The sequence below is a fragment of the Microvirgula sp. AG722 genome, from assembly GCF_003269145.1.
In the GTDB taxonomy this organism is placed as follows: Bacteria; Pseudomonadota; Gammaproteobacteria; order Burkholderiales; family Aquaspirillaceae; genus Microvirgula; species Microvirgula aerodenitrificans.
Genome location: NZ_QLTJ01000024.1, coordinates 1 through 21,416, shown reverse-complemented (window position 1 = coordinate 21,416; position 21,416 = coordinate 1). Strand labels below are relative to the sequence as shown.

At 61.6% G+C, this 21,416-nt stretch carries 18 protein-coding genes; 9 read left to right on the top strand and 9 right to left on the bottom strand.

Annotation, left to right across the window (positions count from 1 at the left end):
* Positions 1-4: 4 nt before the first annotated feature.
* The 5 genes from recX to DFO50_RS17795 all read right to left on the bottom strand — a co-directional run bounded on the left by recX (position 5) and on the right by DFO50_RS17795 (position 4,021).
* A complete protein-coding gene (recX, locus tag DFO50_RS17815; protein ID WP_036386686.1) occupies positions 5-463 on the bottom strand; it encodes a recombination regulator RecX in 459 nt (152 codons plus the stop codon).
* A 124-nt stretch (positions 464-587) separates the two neighbouring features.
* The gene (gene recA, locus DFO50_RS17810; RefSeq protein WP_028500177.1) at positions 588-1,658 is read right to left on the bottom strand and encodes a recombinase RecA; all 1,071 of its coding nucleotides are present in this window, start codon (positions 1,656-1,658) and stop codon (positions 588-590) included.
* A gap of 135 nt (positions 1,659-1,793) precedes the next feature.
* Positions 1,794-2,579 carry an enoyl-CoA hydratase/isomerase family protein gene (locus DFO50_RS17805; protein ID WP_028500178.1) on the bottom strand — a complete coding sequence of 262 codons (786 nt, stop codon included), beginning with the start codon at positions 2,577-2,579 and terminating at the stop codon, positions 1,794-1,796.
* Between the two features lie 153 nt (positions 2,580-2,732).
* Positions 2,733-3,230, bottom strand: a complete 498-nt coding sequence (locus tag DFO50_RS17800; RefSeq protein ID WP_028500179.1) for a dihydrofolate reductase — start codon at positions 3,228-3,230, stop codon at positions 2,733-2,735.
* The gene (locus DFO50_RS17795) at positions 3,227-4,021 is read right to left on the bottom strand and encodes a thymidylate synthase (protein ID WP_028500180.1); all 795 of its coding nucleotides are present in this window, start codon (positions 4,019-4,021) and stop codon (positions 3,227-3,229) included. The genes DFO50_RS17800 and DFO50_RS17795 overlap by 4 nt, the downstream gene beginning before the upstream one ends.
* A gap of 265 nt (positions 4,022-4,286) precedes the next feature.
* On the opposite strand from DFO50_RS17795, the gene flhB reads away from it, so the two are divergent.
* Genes flhB through DFO50_RS17770 form a run of 5 tightly spaced genes read left to right on the top strand, consistent with a single transcriptional unit; the run spans position 4,287 to position 10,652 of the window.
* Complete coding sequence (flhB, locus tag DFO50_RS17790; protein ID WP_028500181.1) at positions 4,287-5,474, top strand: flagellar biosynthesis protein FlhB; 1,188 nt, start codon at positions 4,287-4,289, stop codon at positions 5,472-5,474.
* Positions 5,474-7,558: a flagellar biosynthesis protein FlhA gene (gene flhA, locus DFO50_RS17785; RefSeq protein ID WP_107890232.1), complete on the top strand. Its 2,085-nt coding sequence runs from the start codon at positions 5,474-5,476 to the stop codon at positions 7,556-7,558. The genes flhB and flhA overlap by 1 nt, the downstream gene beginning before the upstream one ends.
* Before the next feature lie 22 nt (positions 7,559-7,580).
* Positions 7,581-9,038 (top strand): flagellar biosynthesis protein FlhF, encoded by a 1,458-nt coding sequence (gene flhF, locus DFO50_RS17780; RefSeq protein WP_112692954.1) that lies wholly within the window; start codon positions 7,581-7,583, stop codon positions 9,036-9,038.
* Entirely contained in the window at positions 9,035-9,904 is an 870-nt protein-coding gene (locus DFO50_RS17775) for a hypothetical protein (protein ID WP_051529020.1), read from the top strand. The genes flhF and DFO50_RS17775 overlap by 4 nt, the downstream gene beginning before the upstream one ends.
* A gap of 10 nt (positions 9,905-9,914) precedes the next feature.
* The gene (locus DFO50_RS17770) at positions 9,915-10,652 is read left to right on the top strand and encodes an RNA polymerase sigma factor FliA (protein ID WP_028500184.1); all 738 of its coding nucleotides are present in this window, start codon (positions 9,915-9,917) and stop codon (positions 10,650-10,652) included.
* 115 nt (positions 10,653-10,767) lie between these two features.
* Here the strand turns inward: DFO50_RS17770 and cobA are convergent, their stop codons facing one another.
* Positions 10,768-11,523, bottom strand: coding sequence for a uroporphyrinogen-III C-methyltransferase (gene cobA, locus DFO50_RS17765; protein WP_028500185.1), 756 nt, complete (start codon positions 11,521-11,523; stop codon positions 10,768-10,770).
* A 434-nt stretch (positions 11,524-11,957) separates the two neighbouring features.
* On the opposite strand from cobA, the gene DFO50_RS17760 reads away from it, so the two are divergent.
* Genes DFO50_RS17760 through DFO50_RS17750 form a run of 3 tightly spaced genes read left to right on the top strand, consistent with a single transcriptional unit; the run spans position 11,958 to position 14,574 of the window.
* The gene (locus DFO50_RS17760) at positions 11,958-12,908 is read left to right on the top strand and encodes a D-2-hydroxyacid dehydrogenase (protein WP_028500186.1); all 951 of its coding nucleotides are present in this window, start codon (positions 11,958-11,960) and stop codon (positions 12,906-12,908) included.
* An 11-nt stretch (positions 12,909-12,919) separates the two neighbouring features.
* Entirely contained in the window at positions 12,920-13,819 is a 900-nt protein-coding gene (locus DFO50_RS17755) for a LysR family transcriptional regulator (RefSeq protein ID WP_107890235.1), read from the top strand.
* Positions 13,816-14,574 (top strand): hypothetical protein, encoded by a 759-nt coding sequence (locus DFO50_RS17750; RefSeq protein WP_112692953.1) that lies wholly within the window; start codon positions 13,816-13,818, stop codon positions 14,572-14,574. The genes DFO50_RS17755 and DFO50_RS17750 overlap by 4 nt, the downstream gene beginning before the upstream one ends.
* Here DFO50_RS17750 and DFO50_RS17745 read toward each other — a convergent pair.
* On the bottom strand, positions 14,562-15,344 hold the full coding sequence (locus DFO50_RS17745; protein ID WP_199489890.1) for a zinc-dependent peptidase: 783 nt from the start codon (positions 15,342-15,344) through the stop codon (positions 14,562-14,564). The genes DFO50_RS17750 and DFO50_RS17745 overlap by 13 nt on opposite strands.
* A gap of 115 nt (positions 15,345-15,459) precedes the next feature.
* Between DFO50_RS17745 and nudC the strand changes: the two genes are divergently transcribed.
* Complete coding sequence (gene nudC, locus DFO50_RS17740) at positions 15,460-16,239, top strand: NAD(+) diphosphatase (RefSeq protein ID WP_028500189.1); 780 nt, start codon at positions 15,460-15,462, stop codon at positions 16,237-16,239.
* A gap of 11 nt (positions 16,240-16,250) precedes the next feature.
* Here nudC and DFO50_RS17735 read toward each other — a convergent pair whose 3' ends face one another.
* Entirely contained in the window at positions 16,251-20,519 is a 4,269-nt protein-coding gene (locus DFO50_RS17735; protein WP_146745140.1) for a hypothetical protein, read from the bottom strand.
* 15 nt (positions 20,520-20,534) lie between these two features.
* Positions 20,535-21,416, bottom strand: an 882-nt coding sequence (locus tag DFO50_RS17730; protein WP_146745139.1) for an RHS repeat-associated core domain-containing protein, incomplete at its 5' end; no start/stop codon positions are given.

The following is a 21,416-nucleotide window of genomic DNA, read 5'->3' as shown; positions in this document are numbered from 1 at the left end:
GGGTTCAGGCGTCGCCGACATCGTCCAGGTCGATGTCGCGCAGGGCCTTCCGGATCACGCCGAGGTCGAATCCACGCCCGGCCAGAAAGCGGATCTGCCGGGCCTTTTCCTGCAGGTTTTCCGGTAGCGTACCGAATTTCTTCAGCCACAGCGCGCGGGCGCGCGCGACTTCGCTGTCCCCGATGCCGTCCAGCGCGTCGCGGATGGTGTCGTCATCGACCCCGCGCGACGCCAGATCATGCCGCAGGCGACGCGCGCCATGCTGGGTGACCTTGCTGTTGACCCAGGCTTCGGCAAAGCGGGCGTCGGACAGATGGCGGATTTCGGTCAGTTCGTCCAGCAGCGCATCGAGCTGCGCTTCACTGTCGGCGTGCGGCGCCAGTTTCCTGCGCAGCTCGGCGCGGGACATTTCCCGGCGGGACAGCAGCGCATAGGCGCGGGATTTCAGCGAGGGTTCGGACATGGCGGCTATGGCATCGGGCGGCGCCCGCCGCGGGCGGGCCATGGAAACAAAGCGCCACGAGGATTGCGCCTCGTGGCGTCGTCAGACTGGCGACAGCGGCGGCGCACCAGGGCGCCGGCCGGTGTCAGGCGTCGCTGTCTTCCGACAGGGCCGCTTCAGCCCGCTCTTCGTCCGTCGGGGCGAAGGCAGGTGCCGCACTCGCGCCGATGCCGACGGCGGTACGGATCTTCTGCTCGATCTCGCGGGCAATGGTCGGATTTTCCTTCAGCCATTCGCGCGAATTGTCCTTGCCCTGGCCGATCTTGGAGCCGTTGTAGCTGTACCAGGCGCCGGACTTCTCGACGAACTTGTGCTCGACGCCGAGTTCGATGATCTCGCCCTCGCGCGAAATGCCCTCACCGTACAGGATGTCGAACGAAGCCTGGCGGAACGGCGGGCTGACCTTGTTCTTCACCACCTTGACGCGGGTTTCGTTGCCGACGATCTCGTCGCCCTTCTTGATACCGCCGGTACGGCGGATATCGAGACGCACGGACGCGTAGAACTTCAGCGCATTGCCGCCGGTAGTGGTTTCCGGGTTGCCGAACATCACGCCGATCTTCATGCGGATCTGGTTGATGAAGATCACCAGGGTGTTGGTGCGCTTGATGTTGCCGGTCAGCTTGCGCAGCGCCTGGCTCATCAGTCGCGCCTGCAGGCCGACGTGGCTGTCGCCCATCTCGCCTTCGATTTCGGCCTTCGGCACCAGCGCGGCGACCGAGTCGACGACGATGATGTCGACGCCGCCGGAACGCACCAGCATGTCGCAGATTTCCAGCGCCTGCTCACCGGTGTCCGGCTGCGAGATCAGCAGGTCATCGACCTTGACGCCGAGCTTGTTGGCGTAGGACGGGTCCAGCGCGTTTTCGGCATCGATATAGGCGCAGGTGCCGCCCAGCTTTTGTGCTTCGGCCACCACCTGCAGACACAGCGTGGTCTTGCCGGACGATTCCGGACCGTAGATTTCGACCACGCGGCCGCGCGGCAGGCCGCCAACGCCAAGCGCCAGGTCAAGACCGAGCGAACCGGTGGAAATGACCTGAATGTTGTCGGTCACCTGGGTTTCGTTCATGCGCATGATCGAACCCTTGCCGAACTGCTTCTCGATCTGGGCGAGCGCAGCGGACAGGGCTTTTTGCTTGTCGTTATCGGCCATTTCGGCGAGTCTCCAATGAGTCGGTTTAGTCGGGACGGATTATCGCATAGCCACCACCCGGCACGGAAAAAACCGGGGGGGAACAATGCATGACGGCGACCGTCGCCGGTCGCCGTCCGGATGAAAACGGAACGCTTACGCGAGCCAGTCCGGCTTGCGCTTGTCGAGGAAGGCCGACAGCCCTTCCTTGCCCTCGGCACTGGAGCGGACATCGGCGATGCGGTTGGTGGTCATCTCGATCAGCGTGCCGTCGATCGGCTGCGCATAGACATCCGCCACCAGCCGCTTGGCCGCCGTCATCGCCGCCGGGCCGTTGTGCAGCACCTGCTCGACGAACAGTCCGATCGTGCTGTCGAGCTCGTCGCGCTCGACCACCTTGTGCACCAGCCCCAGGCGTTGCGCCTTGCCGGCGTTGAAGCGTTCAGCGGTCATGAAATAGCGTCGCGCCGCGCTGGCGCCGATCGAGCGCACGATATACGGCGAGATGACCGACGGGATCAGGCCGAGTTTGACCTCGGAGAAGCAGAACAGGGCATCGGACACCGCCACGGCGATGTCGCAGCAGGCGATCAGCCCGGTACCGCCGCCGAAGGCCGAGCCCTGCACGCGGGCAATGGTCGGCATGCGCAGCGTATCCAGCCGCTGCATCAGCGCAGCCAGATAGGTGGCATCGCGCAGGTTCTCGTCCCGCGAGTAACCGGCCATGCGACGCATCCAGTTGATGTCGGCGCCGGCGGAGAAGCTGATGCCGGTGCCGGTCAGCACCAGCACGCGCACCGCCGGGTCGGCATCGATCTCCTCCAGCTTGGCGGTCAGCGCCTGGATCAGCGCGTCATCGAACGCGTTGTGCAGCTCCTGGCGGTCCAGCGCCAGCGTAGCCACGCCGCGCGTATCCAGGGAGTAGAGGATGGCGTCGTTCATGAATCAGGTTTCCTTGCAATCGGGAGTCGAATGATCATTGTAGCCCCCGCCACGTTCCGTGCAGATGACAGGCGGGTGGCCGGCACGGTACGCAGCGGGAAAAACCGGCTGTTGATGCAGAATTGAGACAGCTCGGCGTGATTTCAGATGTCGTCATCCCCGAACATAGTGCACGTAGCGCCAGCCCAGGCCATCGCTCTCGCGGCGCAGGGTTTCCGATTCGGCCGGCTGCCACACCGCCGGATCGAGCGACGGGAAATGGGCATCCCCCGGATAGTCGGCATCGATTTCGGTCAGGAAGATTTCGTCAGTACGCGACAGCGCCTGCCGGTACAGCTCGGCCCCGCCGATCAGCATCGCTTCGTCGGCGCCGGTCTCCCCCGCCGCCTCGAGGGCCGCATCCAGCGACAGGACGACAGTCACGCCGTCAGCCTGCCAGTCCGGGTTGCGGGTCACCACGATATTGGTCCGCCCCGGCAGCGGTCGTCCGATGGACTCGAAGGTCTTGCGGCCCATGATCACCGGCTTGCCGAGCGTGACGCGTTTGAAATGCGCCAGGTCTTCCGGCAGGTGCCACGGCAGCCGGTTGTCGAGCCCGATCACGCCGTTGCGCGCGCGCGCCGCCACCATGGCCAGACGGGGGGCGCTCATACGGCGACCTCGGCCTTGATGTGCGGATGCGGGTCGTAGTCGACCAGCTCGATATCGTCGAAGGTAAACGCGAACAAGTCTTTCACCTCGGGGTTCAGACGCAGGGTGGGCAGCGGACGTGGTTCGCGCGACAGCTGCAGTTCGGCCTGCGGCAGGTGGTTCAGATAGAGGTGGGCATCGCCCAGCGTGTGGATGAATTCGCCTGCTTGCAGCCCGCACACCTGCGCCACCATCAGCGTCAGCAGCGCATAGCTGGCAATATTGAACGGCACGCCCAGAAAGATGTCGGCCGAACGCTGGTACAACTGGCACGACAGCTTGCCGTCCGCCACATAGAACTGGAACAGCGCATGGCATGGCGGCAAGGCCATGTCGTCGACCAGCGCCGGGTTCCATGCACTGACGATCAGTCTCCGGCTGTCCGGATTGCGCCGGATCTGCTCGACCACATTGGCGATCTGGTCGATATGGCGGCCATCCGGCGCCGGCCAGCTGCGCCACTGGTAGCCATACACCGGACCGAGGTCGCCGTTCTCGTCGGCCCACTCGTCCCAGATGCGCACGCCGTTCTGCTGCAGGTAGGCAATATTCGTATCCCCACGCAAGAACCATAGCAGCTCATGAATGATAGAGCGCAGGTGAAGTTTCTTGGTGGTGACCATCGGGAAACCGGCGGCGAGGTCGTAACGCATCTGCCAGCCGAACACCGAGCGCGTGCCGGTGCCGGTGCGGTCGGTCTTGAGGTTGCCGTGTTCAAGGACATGGCGCATCAGATCGAGATAAGGCTTCATGGCTCACTGCCCAGCGGAAAACCGGTTACTGTAGCCGGCCTGCGGCCATCACGCCATCCCCTGCAGACAGGAGAGATGTTGTTACCCCCTGCCCGGCCTGGATGTAGCCAGAGTGCTGATAAAATTTAAGATCATTCCTACATATTTTCTGGATTTGACACATTAATGTTTGCTTAACCCCTCACCATCGCCAGGAAATATCCTGACCCTTGCGTGATACAATTCGCGCTCACATTCATTTACAAAACCTTGACCAACGATTGCCATGGCGGAAGACAGCGGTCTCGAACGCACAGAAGATGCGACACCCAAGCGACAGCAGCAGGCCCGCACCGAAGGGCAGGTTCCGCGGTCGAAGGAGCTGGGTACGTTCGCCATCACCATGACGGCCGTGGCCATGCTGATCGCCTATGGGAATTCGCTGTACCAGCAGATGCGGCTGGTGCTGAGCAAGGCGCTGACCTTCGATCAGCCGACGCTGGCCGAACCCGACATCATGACGCGCCGGCTGCATGACCTTGGGCTGGATGCACTGATCGCCATCATGCCGATTTTCGGGGCCCTGATGATTGTCGCCGTGGTCGCCCCGCTGCTGATGGGCGGCTGGAACCTGAGCTGGCAGGCACTCGAGCCCAAGTTCTCCAAGATGAACCCGTTCAGCGGCATCAAGCGCATGTTTTCGCCGAACAGTCTGGTCGAGGGCGGCAAGGCGATCCTGAAGAGCATGCTGATCGGCGGCGTCGCCACCTGGGTGATCTGGAACGAACGTGCCGAGATCATCGGTCTGGTCAAGCTGTCGATGGACCAGAGTCTGACCCGGACCATCGAGCTGACCCAGCACACGCTGCTGATCGTTGCCGGCGCGCTGGTGCTGCTGGTCGTCGTCGATGTGCCGTTCCAGATCTGGCAGTATCACAAGAATCTGCGCATGACCAAGGAAGAGGTCAAGCAGGAAATGAAGGAAAGCGAAGGCAGTCCCGAGGTCAAGGGCCGCATTCGCCAGTTGCAGCGCGAGGCTGCGCGCCGCCGGATGATGAGCGAGATTCCGAACGCCAGCGTCGTCGTCACCAACCCGACCCACTACGCAGTGGCCCTGCAGTACGCGGACGGCATGCGCGCACCGCGCATTCTGGCCAAGGGCACGCTGAAACTGGCAGAGAAGATCATCGAGCAGGCACGCGAGCACAACATCACCATCATGCGGGCGCCGCCGTTTGCCCGTGCGCTGTACCACAACGCCGAGATCGGCGACGAAATCCCGTCCGCGCTGTACACCGCCGCGGCACAGGTGCTGGCCTATGTATTCCAGCTGAAGAACTACCAGTCGAATGGCGGCATCGCGCCGCTGTATCCGGAATCGCTGCCCGTACCGACCGAGCTCGACCCGGAAAGCAAGAAAAAAGCGAATGAAGCCCCCGCCGACACTTCGCCGCATGAGGAGCCTCGCGCGTAATGAATTTTTCCCTGCTGCTCCAGCGTTTCAACCTGAACGTCGCGGCGCTGGCCGGTCCGGTCCTGATCCTGCTCATCCTGGCGATGATGATCCTGCCGTTGCCGACAGTGATCCTCGACGTGTTTTTCACTTTCAACATCGCCGTGTCGATCATCGTGCTGATGGTCGGCCTGCAGATCAAGAAGCCGCTGGAGTTCTCCGCTTTCCCGGCCATCCTGCTGGTCACCACCCTGCTGCGGCTGTCGCTGAACGTCGCGTCGAGCCGCGTGATCCTGATGGAAGGTCACAACGGCGCTGACGCGGCCGGCAAGGTCATCGAGGCCTTCAGTCACTTCCTGGTCGGCGGCAACTACGCGATCGGCATCGTGGTGTTCGTCATCCTGACCATCATCAACTTCGTGGTCATCACCAAGGGGGCCGGGCGGATTGCGGAAGTGAGCGCCCGCTTCACCCTCGACGCGATGCCCGGCAAGCAGATGGCCATCGACGCCGACCTCAATGCCGGCCTGATCGGCGAGGACGACGCCCGCCGCCGCCGGCAGGAGATCACCGAGGAAGCGAACTTCTTCGGCTCGATGGACGGCGCGAGCAAGTTCGTGCGCGGCGATGCCATCGCCGGCATCCTGATCATGCTGATCAACATCATCGGCGGGCTGATCGTCGGTATCGTCCAGCACGACCTGCCGGTCGGCGTCGCGGCCGAGACCTACACGCTGCTGACCATCGGTGACGGCCTGGTCGCCCAGATCCCGGCCCTGATCATCTCGACCGCCGCCGGCATCGTCGTCACCCGCGTCGGCACCGAGAAGGACCTGTCCGAGCAGTTCCTCGGCCAGCTGTTCATGAAGCCGCAGGTGCTGTACATCACTGCGGCCGTGATCGGGCTGATGGGCCTGATCCCGAACATGCCGCACTTCGCCTTCCTGCTGATCGCCGCCATTCTGGCCGGGCTGGCATGGTGGCAGGACCACCGCACCAGGGAGCTGGCTGCAGCCCAGGCGCGGGCCGAATCCGAGTCGCCGCCGCCGCCGGAAACCCCGGTGGCCGAAGTCAGCTGGAACGACGTGCAGCCGGTCGACGCTGTCGGCCTCGAGGTCGGCTACCGCCTGATTCCGCTGGTCGACCGCACCCAGGACGGCGAGCTGCTGCGCCGCATTCGCGGCATCCGCAAGAAGATGGCGCAGGAAGTCGGCTTCCTGTTGCCGGCAGTGCATATCCGCGACAACCTGGAAATCCGCCCGAACGCCTACCGCATCCTGCTCAAGGGGGTCGAGGTCGGTGGCGGCGAGGCCTTTGTCGGCCAGTACCTGGCGATCAACCCGGGCCGCGTGCTCGGCGAAATCAAGGGCGTCCCGACCACCGACCCGGCCTTCGGACTGCCGGCGCTGTGGATCGAGGCGCGCCAGCGCGAGGAAGCGCAGACGTTCGGCTATACCGTGGTGGACGCCAGCACGGTGGTCGCCACCCATATTTCGAATATTCTGCAGAACCATGCCGCCGAGCTGCTCGGCCGGGAGGAAACCCAGCAACTGGTCGATCATGTCGGCAAGGAATCGCCAAAGCTGGTCGAGGAGCTGGTGCCGAAGATCATCCCGATCGGCACGCTGCAGAAAGTGCTGCAGAATCTGCTCGGCGAAGGCATCAGCATCCGCGACATGAAGAGCATACTGGAGACGCTGGCCGAACACGTGCCGCAAACCCAGGACATCGACGATCTGACCGCGGCCGTGCGCATCACGCTGTCGCGCGCCATCGTCGCCCAGCTGTTCCCCGGCATGAACGAACTGTCGGTGCTGACGCTGGATCCGCAGCTGGAGAGCATCCTGATCGGCGCCATGCAGAGCAAGGCCGGCGGCGGCCTCGAACCCGGTCTGGCGGAAACCCTGCTGCAGTCGGCGGCCCAGGAGTCCGAGCGGATCGAGCAGCAGGGGCTGAACCCGGTGCTGATCACGCCACAGGCCCTGCGCCCGGTCCTGTCCAAATTCATGCGCCGCGCCCTGCCCCAGCTCGCCGTGCTGGCCCATAATGAAATTCCCGACAGCAAGACCATTCGCGTGGTCGGCGTGGTCGGGGCACGCAGCTAGTCTCACAGTGGGATAACGCCTTATGGTCGTCAAAAAGTTTTTCGGCAAAACCACTCGTGATGCACTGCGCCAGGTGCGTGACGAGCTGGGTACCGATGCCCTGATCCTCAGCAACCGCAGCGTGCCCGGCGGCGGCATCGAAATCATGGCGGTAGCCGACGCCGACGTGAACACGCTGGCGGCTTCGCTGGCCACCAACGTCAAGCACCCGCCGCGACATGGCGGCAGTGCGGCCGCCCTGCCGCCGAAATCGGCCAAGCCGTCCCCGGTCGCCAGCGCGCTGGCGCGCACCTATGCGCTGCCGGTCGAGCCGCTGGCCGAGCCGGTGGCGCGGATCATTCCGCCCAATGAGCCGGACACGTCGATCAAGCGTGTCGACTTCAGCCGCCTGATCGCCCGTGCCGAGGAGGCCGCCAATCGCGAGGAACCCGCCCGCGCCGAGCCGGCACCCCGCCCGGAAACGGCCCCGGCGGCAGAGGCAGCGCCGCGCGACAAGGCACCGGCCGAAGCGGCGCCGACCACGGTTCGCGCCGAGGCCAAGCTCGACGAGCTGGGCGACGAAATGCGCGAACTCAAGGCACTGCTGACCGCCCAGCTCGCCAGCCTGGCCTGGGCCAACCTCGAGGAATACCACCCGCGCCAGGCCGAGCTGTTCCGCCAGCTGCTTGCCGTCGGCATGAGCCCGGCACTGTGCCGCCAGCTGGTGGCCAAGCTGCCGGCGCACTTCGACGAAGCCGCCGCGCTGAAATGGGCAAAGTCGGCGCTGGCGCACAATCTGCGCGTGCTGCCGGAGGAAGAGGACATCATCGACAAGGGCGGTGTCTACGCGCTGGTCGGTCCGACCGGCGTCGGCAAGACCACCACCGTGGCCAAGCTAGCCGCCCGCGCCACCATCAAGCACGGTCCGGAATCGATCGCACTGATCTCGACCGACAGCTACCGGATCGGGGCCCAGGACCAGCTGAAGCTGTATGGCCGCATCCTTGGCGTGTCGGTCTACGCCGTCGACAACGAGGCCGACCTGCACCTGACGCTGGCCGACCTCGCCCACAAGAAACTGGTACTGATCGACTCGGTCGGCATGGGCCAGCGCGACAACCGCGTCAGCGAACAGACACGCATGTACGCGGCCGGCAAGCGGCCGGTGCGGCGCATCCTGCTGCTGTCGGCCAATGCCGCCGGTCATACGCTGCAGGATGTCATCACCCGCTATCAGGGCGAGGGCCTGGCCGGCTGCATCCTGTCCAAGGTCGACGAGGCGCCGACGCTCGGGGTCGGGCTGGACGTGGCAATCCGCCACCGGCTGCCGGTGCTGTACGTGACCAATGGTCAGCGGGTGCCGGAAGACCTGTACCTGTCCGATGCCAATTATCTGGTGGAACGCACGTTCCAGCCGTTGAAACAGCCGCGCGGACCGTTCTCGTACGAACCCGACGAGTACCGCATCCTGCAGGCGGCCCAGTGGGGCCAGACCGCATGACCCGCTTCGACGATCAGGCGGCCAGCCTGAGGCGACTGTCGCTCGGCAACGCGCTGTCGGCCAGCTTCGCCTTTCTCGGCGGGCGGGCGTCCGGTGTCACCACCCTGGTCGCCGAACTCGGCATCGCACTCGGCGTGACCCATGGCCGGCGGGTGCTGCTGCTCGACGGCCATGCCGGCCAGCCGCTGTTGCGCCGCTTCAACCTGTCGACGAGCGAGACGCTGGATACGGTCCTGTCGCAGCAACTGGCGCTGGATGCGGCCGTCAGCCCGCTCGGCGGCACCATCAACCTGCTCAATGGCTATGCGCGCCCGTCGGTGCTGGCCGCGCTGAGTGACGTCTCGGCCCACCGCGTGCAGAGCGAATATCTGGCCCTGACCCGCGACACCGAATTCGTGCTGATCGACGCCCCCACGCAGACGCCGCTGCTGGCGGCGGTGGCCGGCGATATCGTACTGGTGTTGTCGCCCGATCAGGACGGACTGACCGAGACGTACACTGCCGTCAAATACCTGGTCAGCGAGTTCGGCCGCCGCAAGTTCAACGTCCTGGTCAACCGTGTGCACAGTCTGGACGAGGCACAGCACTGGTTCTCCCGGCTGTCCACGGTAGCCAGCGAATACCTGCCGGTTTCGCTGCGCTGGGTCGGCTACGTGCCGGAAGACCACTGGGCCAAGCGGGCCACGGTGCTGAAGACGACGGCAGTCCAGTCGTTCGACACCAGCGAGATCGCCACCGCCGCCAACCAGCTCGCCCATGCCCTGCCACTGTGGGCCACCGGCTCCGGTGTCGCGCATGAACTGTTTTCCCGACTGTGTGATGCCGCACGGTTGCTCGAACCCGACCCGTCAGAAATCATCGTCTAGCTGTCAACTTATGAAACTTCGTCGTGCCTATCTTCCCGCAGACGCGTCGACAACCGTCGATGTGGCTACTCACGCGCCACTGGTCAGAAAGCTGGCCAGCATGATGGTCAGCCGGCTGCCGGCCAGCGTCGAGCTCGACGACCTGATCCAGGTCGGCATGATCGGCCTGCTCGAAGCGGCCCAGCAGTTCGATACCAGCCAGGGTGTGCTGTTCGAAACCTTCGCCAGCCAGCGCATACGCGGAGCCATGCTCGATGAACTGCGCCGCATCGACTGGCTGCCGCGCCAGGCGCGCCGCAACGCCAAGCAGATCGAGCAGGCGCTGACGGCACTGGAACAGGAGTTCGGCCGGGCCCCGCACGAGAGCGAGGTGGCGGAACGGCTGGAAATGAGCATCGACGAGTACCAGTCCATGCTGTACGACTGCAAGGGCCACCAGCTGGTCTACTACGAGGATTTCCGCCACGAAAGTGACGAAGGCAGCAGCACCCAGTTCATCGAGCATGTCGCCGGCCCCGAAGCGGAGACCCCGTTCGCGATGCTCGGTGACCAGCGTTTTCGCGAACACCTGGTCGCCGCCATCAAGGAGCTTCCGGAACGCGACCAGCTGGTGATGAATCTGTACTACGAGGAAGAACTGAACCTGAAGGAAATCGGCGCGGTGCTCGGCGTGACCGAGTCGCGCGTCTGCCAGCTGCACAGCCAGGCGGTATCGCGCCTGCGCGGCAAGCTGCGCAGCTGGATTTGACTGCCGCTTTTTGTGGGCACCTGCGTGGTGAGTGGCGTCGGTGCAGGCCCGACTGATTCAGTTCTTCGTGCCGCATTTTTGCGAGCACCTGCACCTTTGCAGACCGTCTCGGCTTTCAGGCCGCGCGCGACAGACCGTCCGGCCATTCCGCCAGTGACGACAGCGCGACGACATCACCGACCAGCACGATGGCCGGGCTGCCCAGGCCGGCCGCCAGCGCCTGTGCCGGCAGTTGCGCCAGCGTGGTCAGCAGTTGCTGCTGGTTCGGCGTGCTCGCCGACTGCACGACGGCCACCGGTGTCGTCGCCGGCAACCCGCCGGCCATCAGTCCGTCGCGGATACGGTCCAGCCGCTTCATGCCCATGTAGATTGCCAGTGTCAGCCCGGAACGGGCCAGTGCGGCCCAGTCCGGTTCGCCGCCATCCTGGGCATGGGCTGTCACGAAGGCCACGCCACGACAGCAGTCGCGATGGGTCAGCGGCACGCCGATCGCCGTTGCCGCCAGCATGCCGGCAGTCAGCCCGTTGACCACCTCGACCTCGATGCCGGCCGCGCGCAGCCACGCCGCCTCCTCGCCGCCCCGGCCGAACAGCATGGCGTCGCCGCCCTTGACCCGGGCAACGCGGCGCCCCTGGCGGGCATGGCGCAGCATCAGCCGGTTGATGAACGATTGCGGGGTGGAGCGGCAGCCGCCCCGCTTGCCGACCCGCACCAGCCGTGCGTCCGCCCTGGCCAGCGCCAGCACGTCGTCGCCGACCAGGTCATCGACCAGCCACACATCGGCCTCTCCAAGCACCCGGGCGGCTTTCAGCGTCATCAGTTCGGCATCGCCGGGACCGACCCCGACCAGCCAGACTTTGCCAGCGTTCATATGAATTCCTCATGCAGATGGACGCCACGATGTCAAAAACTGCGCCAAGTGGGAAAGGCTTTGTGGCGATATGCAAAGACGGGACAGGCAGGCAAAAAAAGGGCGTCGCATCCGCTTTCCGTGACTGGCACGGCAGGCGAATGGACGCCGCTGTCAAAGTGGCCGCAGGCACCGGAGTACCCTGGCCGGATTCAACACAACCCTGAGAGCCCCGCCGCCGGGGCTCGTCAATAACAAAGCATCAAGCGTGCCAGCCAGTCCGAATGCATGAAACAACTGAAAAACAGCGCTTGCAGTCCAATATAGCCGCGATTCCCCGCACTGTCGTGTTGCATTGCACCAAAAGCAGGCACGTTTGTCGGCACACGGCACGAACGCAAGCCGGTGCCGGCAGGCTACAATCGTTGCCCCGACCCTTCGTCCAGCCAGCTGCCATGACTATCCGCATCGTTTTTCTCGACCGCGCCAGCCTGCCCGCCGCCCTGCCGGCACCGGTCGCCTCGCACGAATGGATCGACCATCCGCATACCGAACCGGTCGATACCCTTGCCCGGCTGGCCGGAGCCCGCGTCGCCGTGGTCAACAAGCATGTGCTGGACGCCGCCACGCTGGCACAGCTTCCCGACCTGAAGCTGGTCGCCGTCTGCGCGACCGGGGTCAATAATGTCGACATTGACGCCTGCCGCCGGCTCGGCATCACCGTGTGCAATGTGCGCAATTACGGCGCCGACAGCGTGGCCGAGCATGCCTTCCTGCTGCTGCTGGCGCTGAAGCGCAATCTGCTCGCCTACCGCACCGACATGCTGGCCGGGCGCTGGCAGCAGTCATCGCAGTTCTGCCTGCTGTCGGCGCCGATCACCGATCTGGCCGGCCAGCGCCTGCTGGTGGCAGGCAGCGGCGATATCGGCAGCAATCTGGCGCAGAAGGCCCGCGCCTTCGGCATGGAAGTGTTCCAGCTTGAACATCGTGGTGCCGTTTCGGTCCGCCCCGGCTATCTGTCGTTCGACGAAGGGCTGGCCAGCGCCGACGCGCTGTCGCTGCACCTGCCGCTGAATGACGGTACCCGCGGCATGATCGGTGCGGCCGAGCTGGCGCGGATGAAACCGGGCTGCGTGCTGATCAACACCGCCCGCGGCGGGCTGGTCGACGAAGCGGCGCTGGTAGCCGCGCTGCGCGATGGCCCGCTGGCCGGCGCCGGCTTTGATGTGCTGAGCGAGGAGCCGCCAGTGAACGGCAACCCGCTGCTCGATGTCGAACTGCCGAACCTGATCGTGACGCCGCACGTGGCCTGGGCCAGCGGCCGCGCGATGACGACGATGGCGCGCATGCTGGTCGACAATATCGACGCCTGGCTGGCCGGCGTGCCGCGCAATGTGGTGGCCTGAAAGGAGATGGCATGCGCCTGACGCTCGACGCACTGCAGGTGCTGGACGCGATTGACCGCAAGGGGAGCTTCGCCGCCGCCGCCGAGGAACTGAACCGGGTGCCGTCGGCGGTCACCTATGCCGTGCAGAAGCTGGAGCAGGACCTCGACGTGCTGCTGTTCGACCGCGGCGGCCATCGCGCGCGGCTGACGCCGGTCGGCCAGACCCTGCTGCGCGACGGTCGCTATCTGCTCGATGCGGCGTTTTCGCTCGAGCAGCGCGTCAAGCAGCTAGCGCGCGGCTGGGAAACCGAACTGGTCATCGCCTGCGGCGACTGGGTGCCGGTGACCCGGCTGTACCCGCTGGTCAGGGAGTTCGACGCCATCAATGCCGGCACGCGGATCAAGTTCCTGCACGAAGTCTTCGGCGGCGCCTGGGACGCGCTGATCAGCAAGCGGGCCCATCTCGCCATTGGCGCTTCCGAAGCAGCCCCGACCGGCGTCTTCAGCCGGCAGATGGGCCATGCCGACTTCCTGTTCGCCGTTGCCCCCGACCATCCGCTGGCGCAGGAGGCGCAGCCGCTGCCGCCGCACGTGATCCGTCGCTTCCGCGCCGTGGTCGCCGCCGACAGCTCGCGCACCCTGGCACCACGCACCTCGGCCCTGCTGTCCGGGCAGGACACGCTGACCGTGCCGAGACTGGAAGACAAGCTGGCCGCGCAGATTGCCGGTCTCGGTGTCGGCTTCCTGCCGGCACAACTGGCGCATGATGCGCTGGAACGGGGCGACCTGGTGGAGCTGCTGCTGGAAGAACCGCTGCACAGCACGCCGATTTCCTATGCCTGGGCCGAAAAACGCCCGGCCCGTGCGCTGTCGTGGTGGCTGAAGCGACTGGCTGAACCCGATATGCCGGATCGGCTGCTGCTGCCATGAACACTCCCGGCGCGACCCTCATCGCCATCCCGGGCCAGTCAGAACGACTGGACTGGGTGCGCGAGCGACTGGACCACCAGGGTCTGGCCGCGATGCGGGTCACGGCGCCGCCGGTCGGCGACGCCACGCTGCTGATTGGCGACGCCACCGGCTGGAACTGGCTGTGTGCGGCCCCTCCCGCCCCCGGACCGCGCTGCTTTGTCGATGTCTCCGGTGACTGGTTCGGGCAGATCGCGGCCCGGGCCGCGCAGGCCGCCGCCTTCCGCTGCACCTATCTGGAACTGGCCGGCCCCTGGCACCCCTGCGGTGCCACGCTCGGCTTCGGACTGGCGGTCGGCAGCGACGACCCGGCCGCCATTGATACCTGCCGTCCGCTGCTGGACGCACTGGCACCGACGGCCGGGCTGTTCGCCGTGGTCGGTCGCGCCGGCGCGGCCAGCTTCAGCTACGGCATCGCCGAAGCAGTACGCCATCTTTGGCTGAGCCAGCTCGCTCCGTGGTCAACCCTGTCACCGGAAACCCTGGACGTCACCCACTGGGTGGATCGCCTGCGCCAGCACGACACCCAGCTCGAACCGCTGCTGACCGCCGCACAATGCTGGCGCAGACTGTCGCCGCCGGACGAGGGCCCGCCCCCTTTTGCCGATGCGCTGGCCGACTGGCTGATTGCCTGCCTGCCGCTGGCCAGCGAGATGGATCGCCGCCTGGCCGTCTGGCTGCAACAGGCGGCGGACAGCAGCACTCAGCCGGCGTGAACCGGCGGCAGCAGCGCATCGAGCGGCAAGTCCGGCAGCCGCAGCGCCGGGTCCTGACGGTAGAAACGAACCATTTGCTCGTACACCGCCGGATAATCGCGACGCACCCAGTGCGGCGCCTCAAAGAAATATTCTGACAGGACGGCAAAGAATTCGGCCGGTGCCTCGCTGGCGTACGGGTCCAGCCAGCCATCCCGCCCGTGATCGACATCGTGGCAGAAGCGCTCATAGGCACGGCCGAAAGCATCCGACCAGTCGCGGGCATGCATGCCGGCATGCAGCGGCGGACAGCCGTTGGCAGTGCCGTCCAGCATGTCGAGTTTGTGCGCACACTCATGGATGACCACATTCCAGCCATCGAGCAGCGGCGAGTGCGCGCTGTCCGGCCACGACAGCAGCAGCGGGCCATCGCCGCGCGCCTGGCCGATCAGCTCCTGCTCGCCCTCATGCACCAGACCGAATTCGTCCCCCCAGGCTTCGCGGGTCAGGAAGGCATCCGGATAAACCACGATGGTCTGCCAGTCGCCATAACTGTCCAGATCCAGTGCCAGGATCGGCAACGCCGCCTGCATGGCAATGCACAGCGCCATGTCGTAGCTGACCGCGTAATCACCGGCACCGGCAAAATCCTTGTCAGCCAGCAGCCATGCGGTCCGCTGATACAGCGCCTGCAGCGCCGTCGCGTCCAGCCCGGCCAGCAGCGGCATCGCCGCCACCTCGCGCGCCCACCGTGCCCGGTCTATCGGCTCGCCAGCCAGTGCTTTTTTCATTCGACGCCGGCGCCAGAATCCGAATAACATCGCAATCCTCCGTATCAGACTGCGGCATTCTCGGTTGCGCCCTGCCCCCACGGCAAGGCTTCAGCGCGGATGTCCCCGGAATACCATGCCGTTCACGCTGTCCGCCCCATCCGTCACCACCCCGGCCATCGCCATCATCTGGCTTGGCGACAACCTGCTGCTGACAGACCAGCAGCTTCCCGCGCTCTCGAGCGCCCTGCCACTGACCGGCATCCGTCCCATTGGCGACTTCGATGGCCAGCCGGTCGTGACCGGTTCGCTGGTCGGCGAACCGCCACCGGGCGCCTTGTGGGTACCGTTGCGCCAGGCGTTCTCGCTGCTGGCGGATGAGTGGGCGCCGGCACTGGTCCGGGCACGACAGCTGCACCGTTTCGATCGCGAACACCGTTTCTGTTCGGTCTGCGCCCATCCGCTCGACAATCACCCTCATGACAGCGGCAAAGGGTGTCCGAGCTGTGGTGCCGCCTATTACCCGAAGCTGGCGCCGGCGATGATGGTGGTCGTGACCCGCGGCCGCGAATTGCTGCTGGCCCGCGCGCCGCACTTTCCGGCAGACATGTATTCGGCGCTGGCCGGTTTTGTCGAAGCCGGCGAAACGCTGGAAGCCTGCGTCCACCGCGAGGTGATGGAAGAAGTCGGCTTGCGCATCGGCAACCTGCGCTATGCCGGCTCGCAATCCTGGCCCTTCCCGCATTCGCTGATGCTGGCTTTTATAGCCGATTACCACAGCGGCGACATCGTGCCGCAAGAAGGGGAAATTGCCGATGCGCAGTGGTTCGCAGTGGATCGTCTGCCTGCCATCCCCGCCCGGCACAGCATTGCCCACTGGCTGATCGGTCAGGCAGTTGCCGGCATCCCGCGCTGAGCAGCGGGCAATCACAATCCCTTCATCTGGAATGGAATATTCACGGCCAGGTCGAAGCTCATCCCGTAGGCATTCTGACCGCTGATATTGAACAAATACCGGACATTGAAAGTGTACTTGCTCTTGTAGGGGCGGTCATAGCGGTAGCTCAATGACGGGCGGCCGCGTGCAATCTGGTTGCCATTGGGAAGCCCCAGACAGGGGCTGACCCGGATCTCCCCCTCGGTATCGATATGCGTGATGAACACCACCTCCTCTCCGAGGCGATGGTAAAGCGTGTAGCCCGGTTTTTCCGGGGAGGTGCTCGCAGTATTCAATGAGAAAAAGATATTGCTGCCATCATAGTAGTTCAGCAACTCCAATGTACTGGCCTTATCTGTCTGCAGCGATCGTGCCACATTCCCATGCGCATCATAAAAATAATTCCGCAGATGCGTTTCATCGCCCGGTGTAATGGTCTGCAAGACCTGGACAATATTATCCTCCCCGGCATAGGAATAATTATCAACCATGGAGAGTTCGCCAATGGTGTAGCGCTTGGTAATAAGCTGGCCTTCTGCACTATAGGTAAAATCGACCACCTTTGGCACCGCCAGTCTGGCCCATGCATTTTTGTTGTCTATACGCAGCAACCTGAAATTGTTCGTGTATGAATAGGTGGATTCATTGCTGACGCCTTCTATTTCCGTCAGCAATTTTTTCATATTTCCCATCTTGTCCATGAAAAATTTTTGACTGGCTATTTTATTGCCATATTCATCAAAAAAGACCATATCCCCATGCCGGCTCCAGCTTTGCAACTGCCCGAGTCTTGTATAACGATATCTTTCAGACCAGTTGAATGTGCTCGTGGCAGAGAATTTGTTTTTCAATCGTGTCAGCAAGTGGTGGGCATCATATTCAAATTGGCACGCCAGGATCTGATCCTGTTTTTTTGTTTTCCTGGGAGTGGCCCCTATCTCAAACTGATGAAAAAACGAAACTTCGCTGACCGTATTATATCGGGAATGATAATATCTTTTATGAATTAATGGCTTGAGATTTCCGGCAGAGGGCTGATTGCTGTACAGATAACTCTCATGCTCGATCATTCCGATATCTCCATACTGATTTCTGGAAATAACGGAAGAAGAAAGCACGGTATCATTGTACAGAAATCTGGCAGACGTCAGCTGCCCACGGGAGTTGAAACCATTAAAACGCGAGAAGGTGACAGAGGGCGCGGGTTTGATGACAGAGCCCTCCCGAAGTCCGCGCAGGGTGAGCGTGTGCGCATGACTGTATTTGTTTCTGTCTGGCAGGACACACTCTCCGCTTTCCTCGGTCAGAATTCCGAACAGATTGTAAGCATATTGTTGCCTGAACTCAAAAAAAGGCTGTCCGGTCTCTCTGTCCTGCGATATGTTTTTTGCGCTCAACAGACGCCCCGTGGCCGGATCATACGTGAATTCACGCAGCGCCATCCAGGGCGCGCCTCTTTTATCAAGCCGGACTTTCCGGCTGACAAGTTTGTCGAACAACGCATCGTATTGATACTCGATATAACGCCCGTCTTTCACGCACTGACTGCCGGGGCGAGTATAGACCGCAGAATTGGCATAGTCATACAGCGTGGTGACACCTGCCGTCGTTGTCGAGATTTCACGGTCCAGGCCATCATGGCTTTTTTCACCCACGACAACGCCATCAATGGAAATCCTGGCCACAAGGTTTCCCATGCTGTGGGCCGCGTATTCAGTCGCCTGCTTGCCACTCTCCAGGCCTGCCTGCATGATCTTCCGATCGAAATCATCATAGGCATAGCGCACCAGCTCCCTGTCCGTTTCACTGGATGAGATCATGCGAAGAAAATTGTCATACGCAAACTTCTCCGTGATGTCTGCATGGACTGCATCAACAGGGCTGAAGGTTTTACGTTGCACCAGCAAACCATATTTATCATGGAAAAAAGTTTTCCTTACCGAGCCTGGCTCATGATCAATGGCAAGCGTACTTCTGAAAACATCGGTCACGTCCATATCGTACCGATACCGGTCCACACTGTTATCGGCATGAATTTCCTTGACTATCTCGTCATAAATATTCCATTTGGAATTCTCTTCCTTGGCATATTTTTTCAGTATCGCCCCGGAATGCTCTTCCAGCAGATAATCGTACAGTGTCTTTTTTATCTGTTGACCCAGATTATTGTATTTTGATGCAGCCATCTCACGCCGAATCAGTATTTTTTTCTCACCCCCCACCATGAAAGCAATTTCTTCCTTTACAATATTACCCAATCCGTCGTATGTATATATTTCGCTGAATTTATTAGTCGAACTCGTGATGGTTTTTTCATTGATAGCCGGAGAATAAGTCGTCGTTTCAGAAATTTCCCCGCCCTGACTCGCCTCACGGACCGAGCTTGTTTCCCGGCCAAGGCTGTCGTATTCGTAATCAGTGGTGATATCATTCTCATCTTCCACGCAGACAACATCACCGGTCGCCCCGTCCAGAAAAAGAGAGCTGCTTATTTTTTTCCCATCAAACCCGGTAACCGTCCGGATTCGCTTCCAGGTTTTTTTGCTTTTATACGTCATCATCGAGTCCTGAAGCGCTGTTTTTGTATTCAGATAACGGATGATTTCCGCTCCTGTGCCATCCTTTTCCTGCACCGCCTTGCCTGAAATCACAGCGCGCAATTGCCCGACAAAGGCCGGGTCCGTTTCCTCATAACTGTAGTCTTTCTTGCAGAGCACCACTGCAGGCGGCACGGGGTTCACCGCCTGCAGTACAGAAAAAGCTTCCTGAGTGACCAGCACAAGGTCAGTTCCCGTTATCAATTTATAGGCATAGTTCCATATTTTTGTCTTTGCCCCATAACCGGACTGGCTGGACATGATGGTTCTGGATTTTACATAATTGACAAAACCATTGGGGTCCGGCGGGCAGGATCCGTCTTCGCCCGTTCCACCCTCATAATAAAGGCAATTTTCAACCAGCCCGTCCGGACCGGCTTGCCGCGTCACATTGGCATAATCATCGTATTCAAACGAATAGATCCGGTCAATATTCTGCGCAGCGGCATTGCCAGGCTTGACCGTTACCCGCTCTGTTTTTTTCACTGGCAGCATGAAATACGCACATTGCGCATCAATACCATTATCCAGTGCCAACGCATAATCGTAGTACTCCGACCTGGAGCGCTGTGCGGATTTTGGTTCCCAATCCAGGGCCGTCAGCAGGTAAAATTTGTTATGTGTCCAGATGGTTTTCCGGGCAATTTCGGCCACCTTGTCATTTTTCTCTACCGTTTCCGAACTGGAAAACGCTGTGGAAGCAGGCAATCCTTCCAGGTTATCAACACTGTCGTTCCACTCGCTTGCAACGCCTGATCCCAGATAATTTCCTTCAGTGAAGCCATAAGTGCATTCCTGGTATGTTTCATTTTTCGGCTTGCCACTCAGATACGTACGGGTCGAGACAACGGCCAGCGCATCCCCACTGAATCCACTTGGCGCAGACAGCATGCCATAGTTTATATAAGCAATGGTTTTGTACTCGACACAGGCATTGAAAAATGTAATTGCCAGATAATTGTCATTATGGATTTCATACCCCATTTTGTAAATTATAATTTCGGACATCCCCTCGGCCACCGCAACGCTATCCAGCTGCCGGACATCACTGCTCCATCGCGTCATCGCATATGAAAAAACGCCTCGTGGCGTATTGACCTGAATCTTCTCCTTTCCTGTTCCGGCAACGGGCTCCAGCACTTCAGCGGACAAGACGACGATGCCCTCATCATCAATCATCGTAAACGCACCGTTGGCGGCCCAAGTAATATCAAGCGTCTTCCCATTCGCGCCTGTGATCGTGACCACTTGGCCGTTATCTATGGCTTCCATCAAGCCATTCTTGTAGACAACAGTGTACAGGTCATTTTCTTTCATCACCTTGAACGTATTCGTTTTTTTATATTTCAGGGTTACCGTCGTATCGTCCTCTTTGTCAATTCGGTAACGGCTGCCATCCGACAACACCAGGGTTTTTACAACATTACCTTCTGTATCGTTTTCTTCGTCCACTCTGGACAGGCTTAATTCCCACCCCGTTCCAAAACCGTAGTCCTTGTTATTGAACTGATTGAAACGAAGATAGAGTTCAAAATTTGGCCCCTGTAAATCATTGGCAAACACATGCGCCAGCTTCAAATTTTGAATGTACATTAGCGTACAAGGATTTACGCCATTGATTGACCAGTCAATCAGGCTGAATACGTTGGAATAAAAAAGCATGATCACTCCGCCGAGTCAAAATGAGAGTGCAAATTTGTCCTTCAAACTGGCCATCCAGTCATTTTGCACCGACTGTGCTGAATAAGCAGAATAAGGAAACGACCCCAATGATGTCCGTCCTCCCTGCGCGTAACGATTGGCATAACTCTGCATGAAATATTTCTGGTGCGTAGAAAGGGTTGGGCTGCCCACTGCACCGGCAGCCTTTCTTGCCGGGATGGCTTTCAGTTTTTTCCCGATATGGCGCATCCCGTTTTTAAATCCCATGAAACTGACCGGTGCCATCAAAATGACAGCATTGACATCCAGCGCCAGCGTAATCAATTTAAAAACGTATGCGGCCTCAGGGTGGCTCTCTTCCAGCACAGTCGCCGTAATCTGTGCAAGCCGCGCCCCGATGAAAATCCCTCCGCCCATCAAGGTCAAACCAAGAATGAATCCCCCCAGCGGAGCAGCCACAATCATCGTGACCACTGTCAGCGCAATGGCCAGAACCTGCAGGGAAATATCCCACCACTGGTCCCAGCTCACGTGGCCGGACGGGTCAGCCCGATTCACGGGGTCCCCCAGGCAATAGGCATAGGGGCTGATGCCGCCAGCGCCAAAGGGGCTCAGGCTGTCCATGGTCAGAAATCGCTGCTGGGCCGGATCGTAACTGCGTACGCCATTGCCCAGCATGTACTGCTGACTGCGTGGGCCGATCCAGTCGATACGTTCACTGCGCATGCCGATCTCCGGACGAGTATCCCCGTTCCCCGCCGGCGCCTGCAGGCCGTCGCTGTCCGGTTCGGGCTCAGGATCCGGCTCCGGTTCGCTCTCCCCCTGATAACTGTCGTTCTCGTCCTGCCCGACCACATACCACGGGCACGGCCGCTGCAGCCGGTAGTTGCCGTCGCC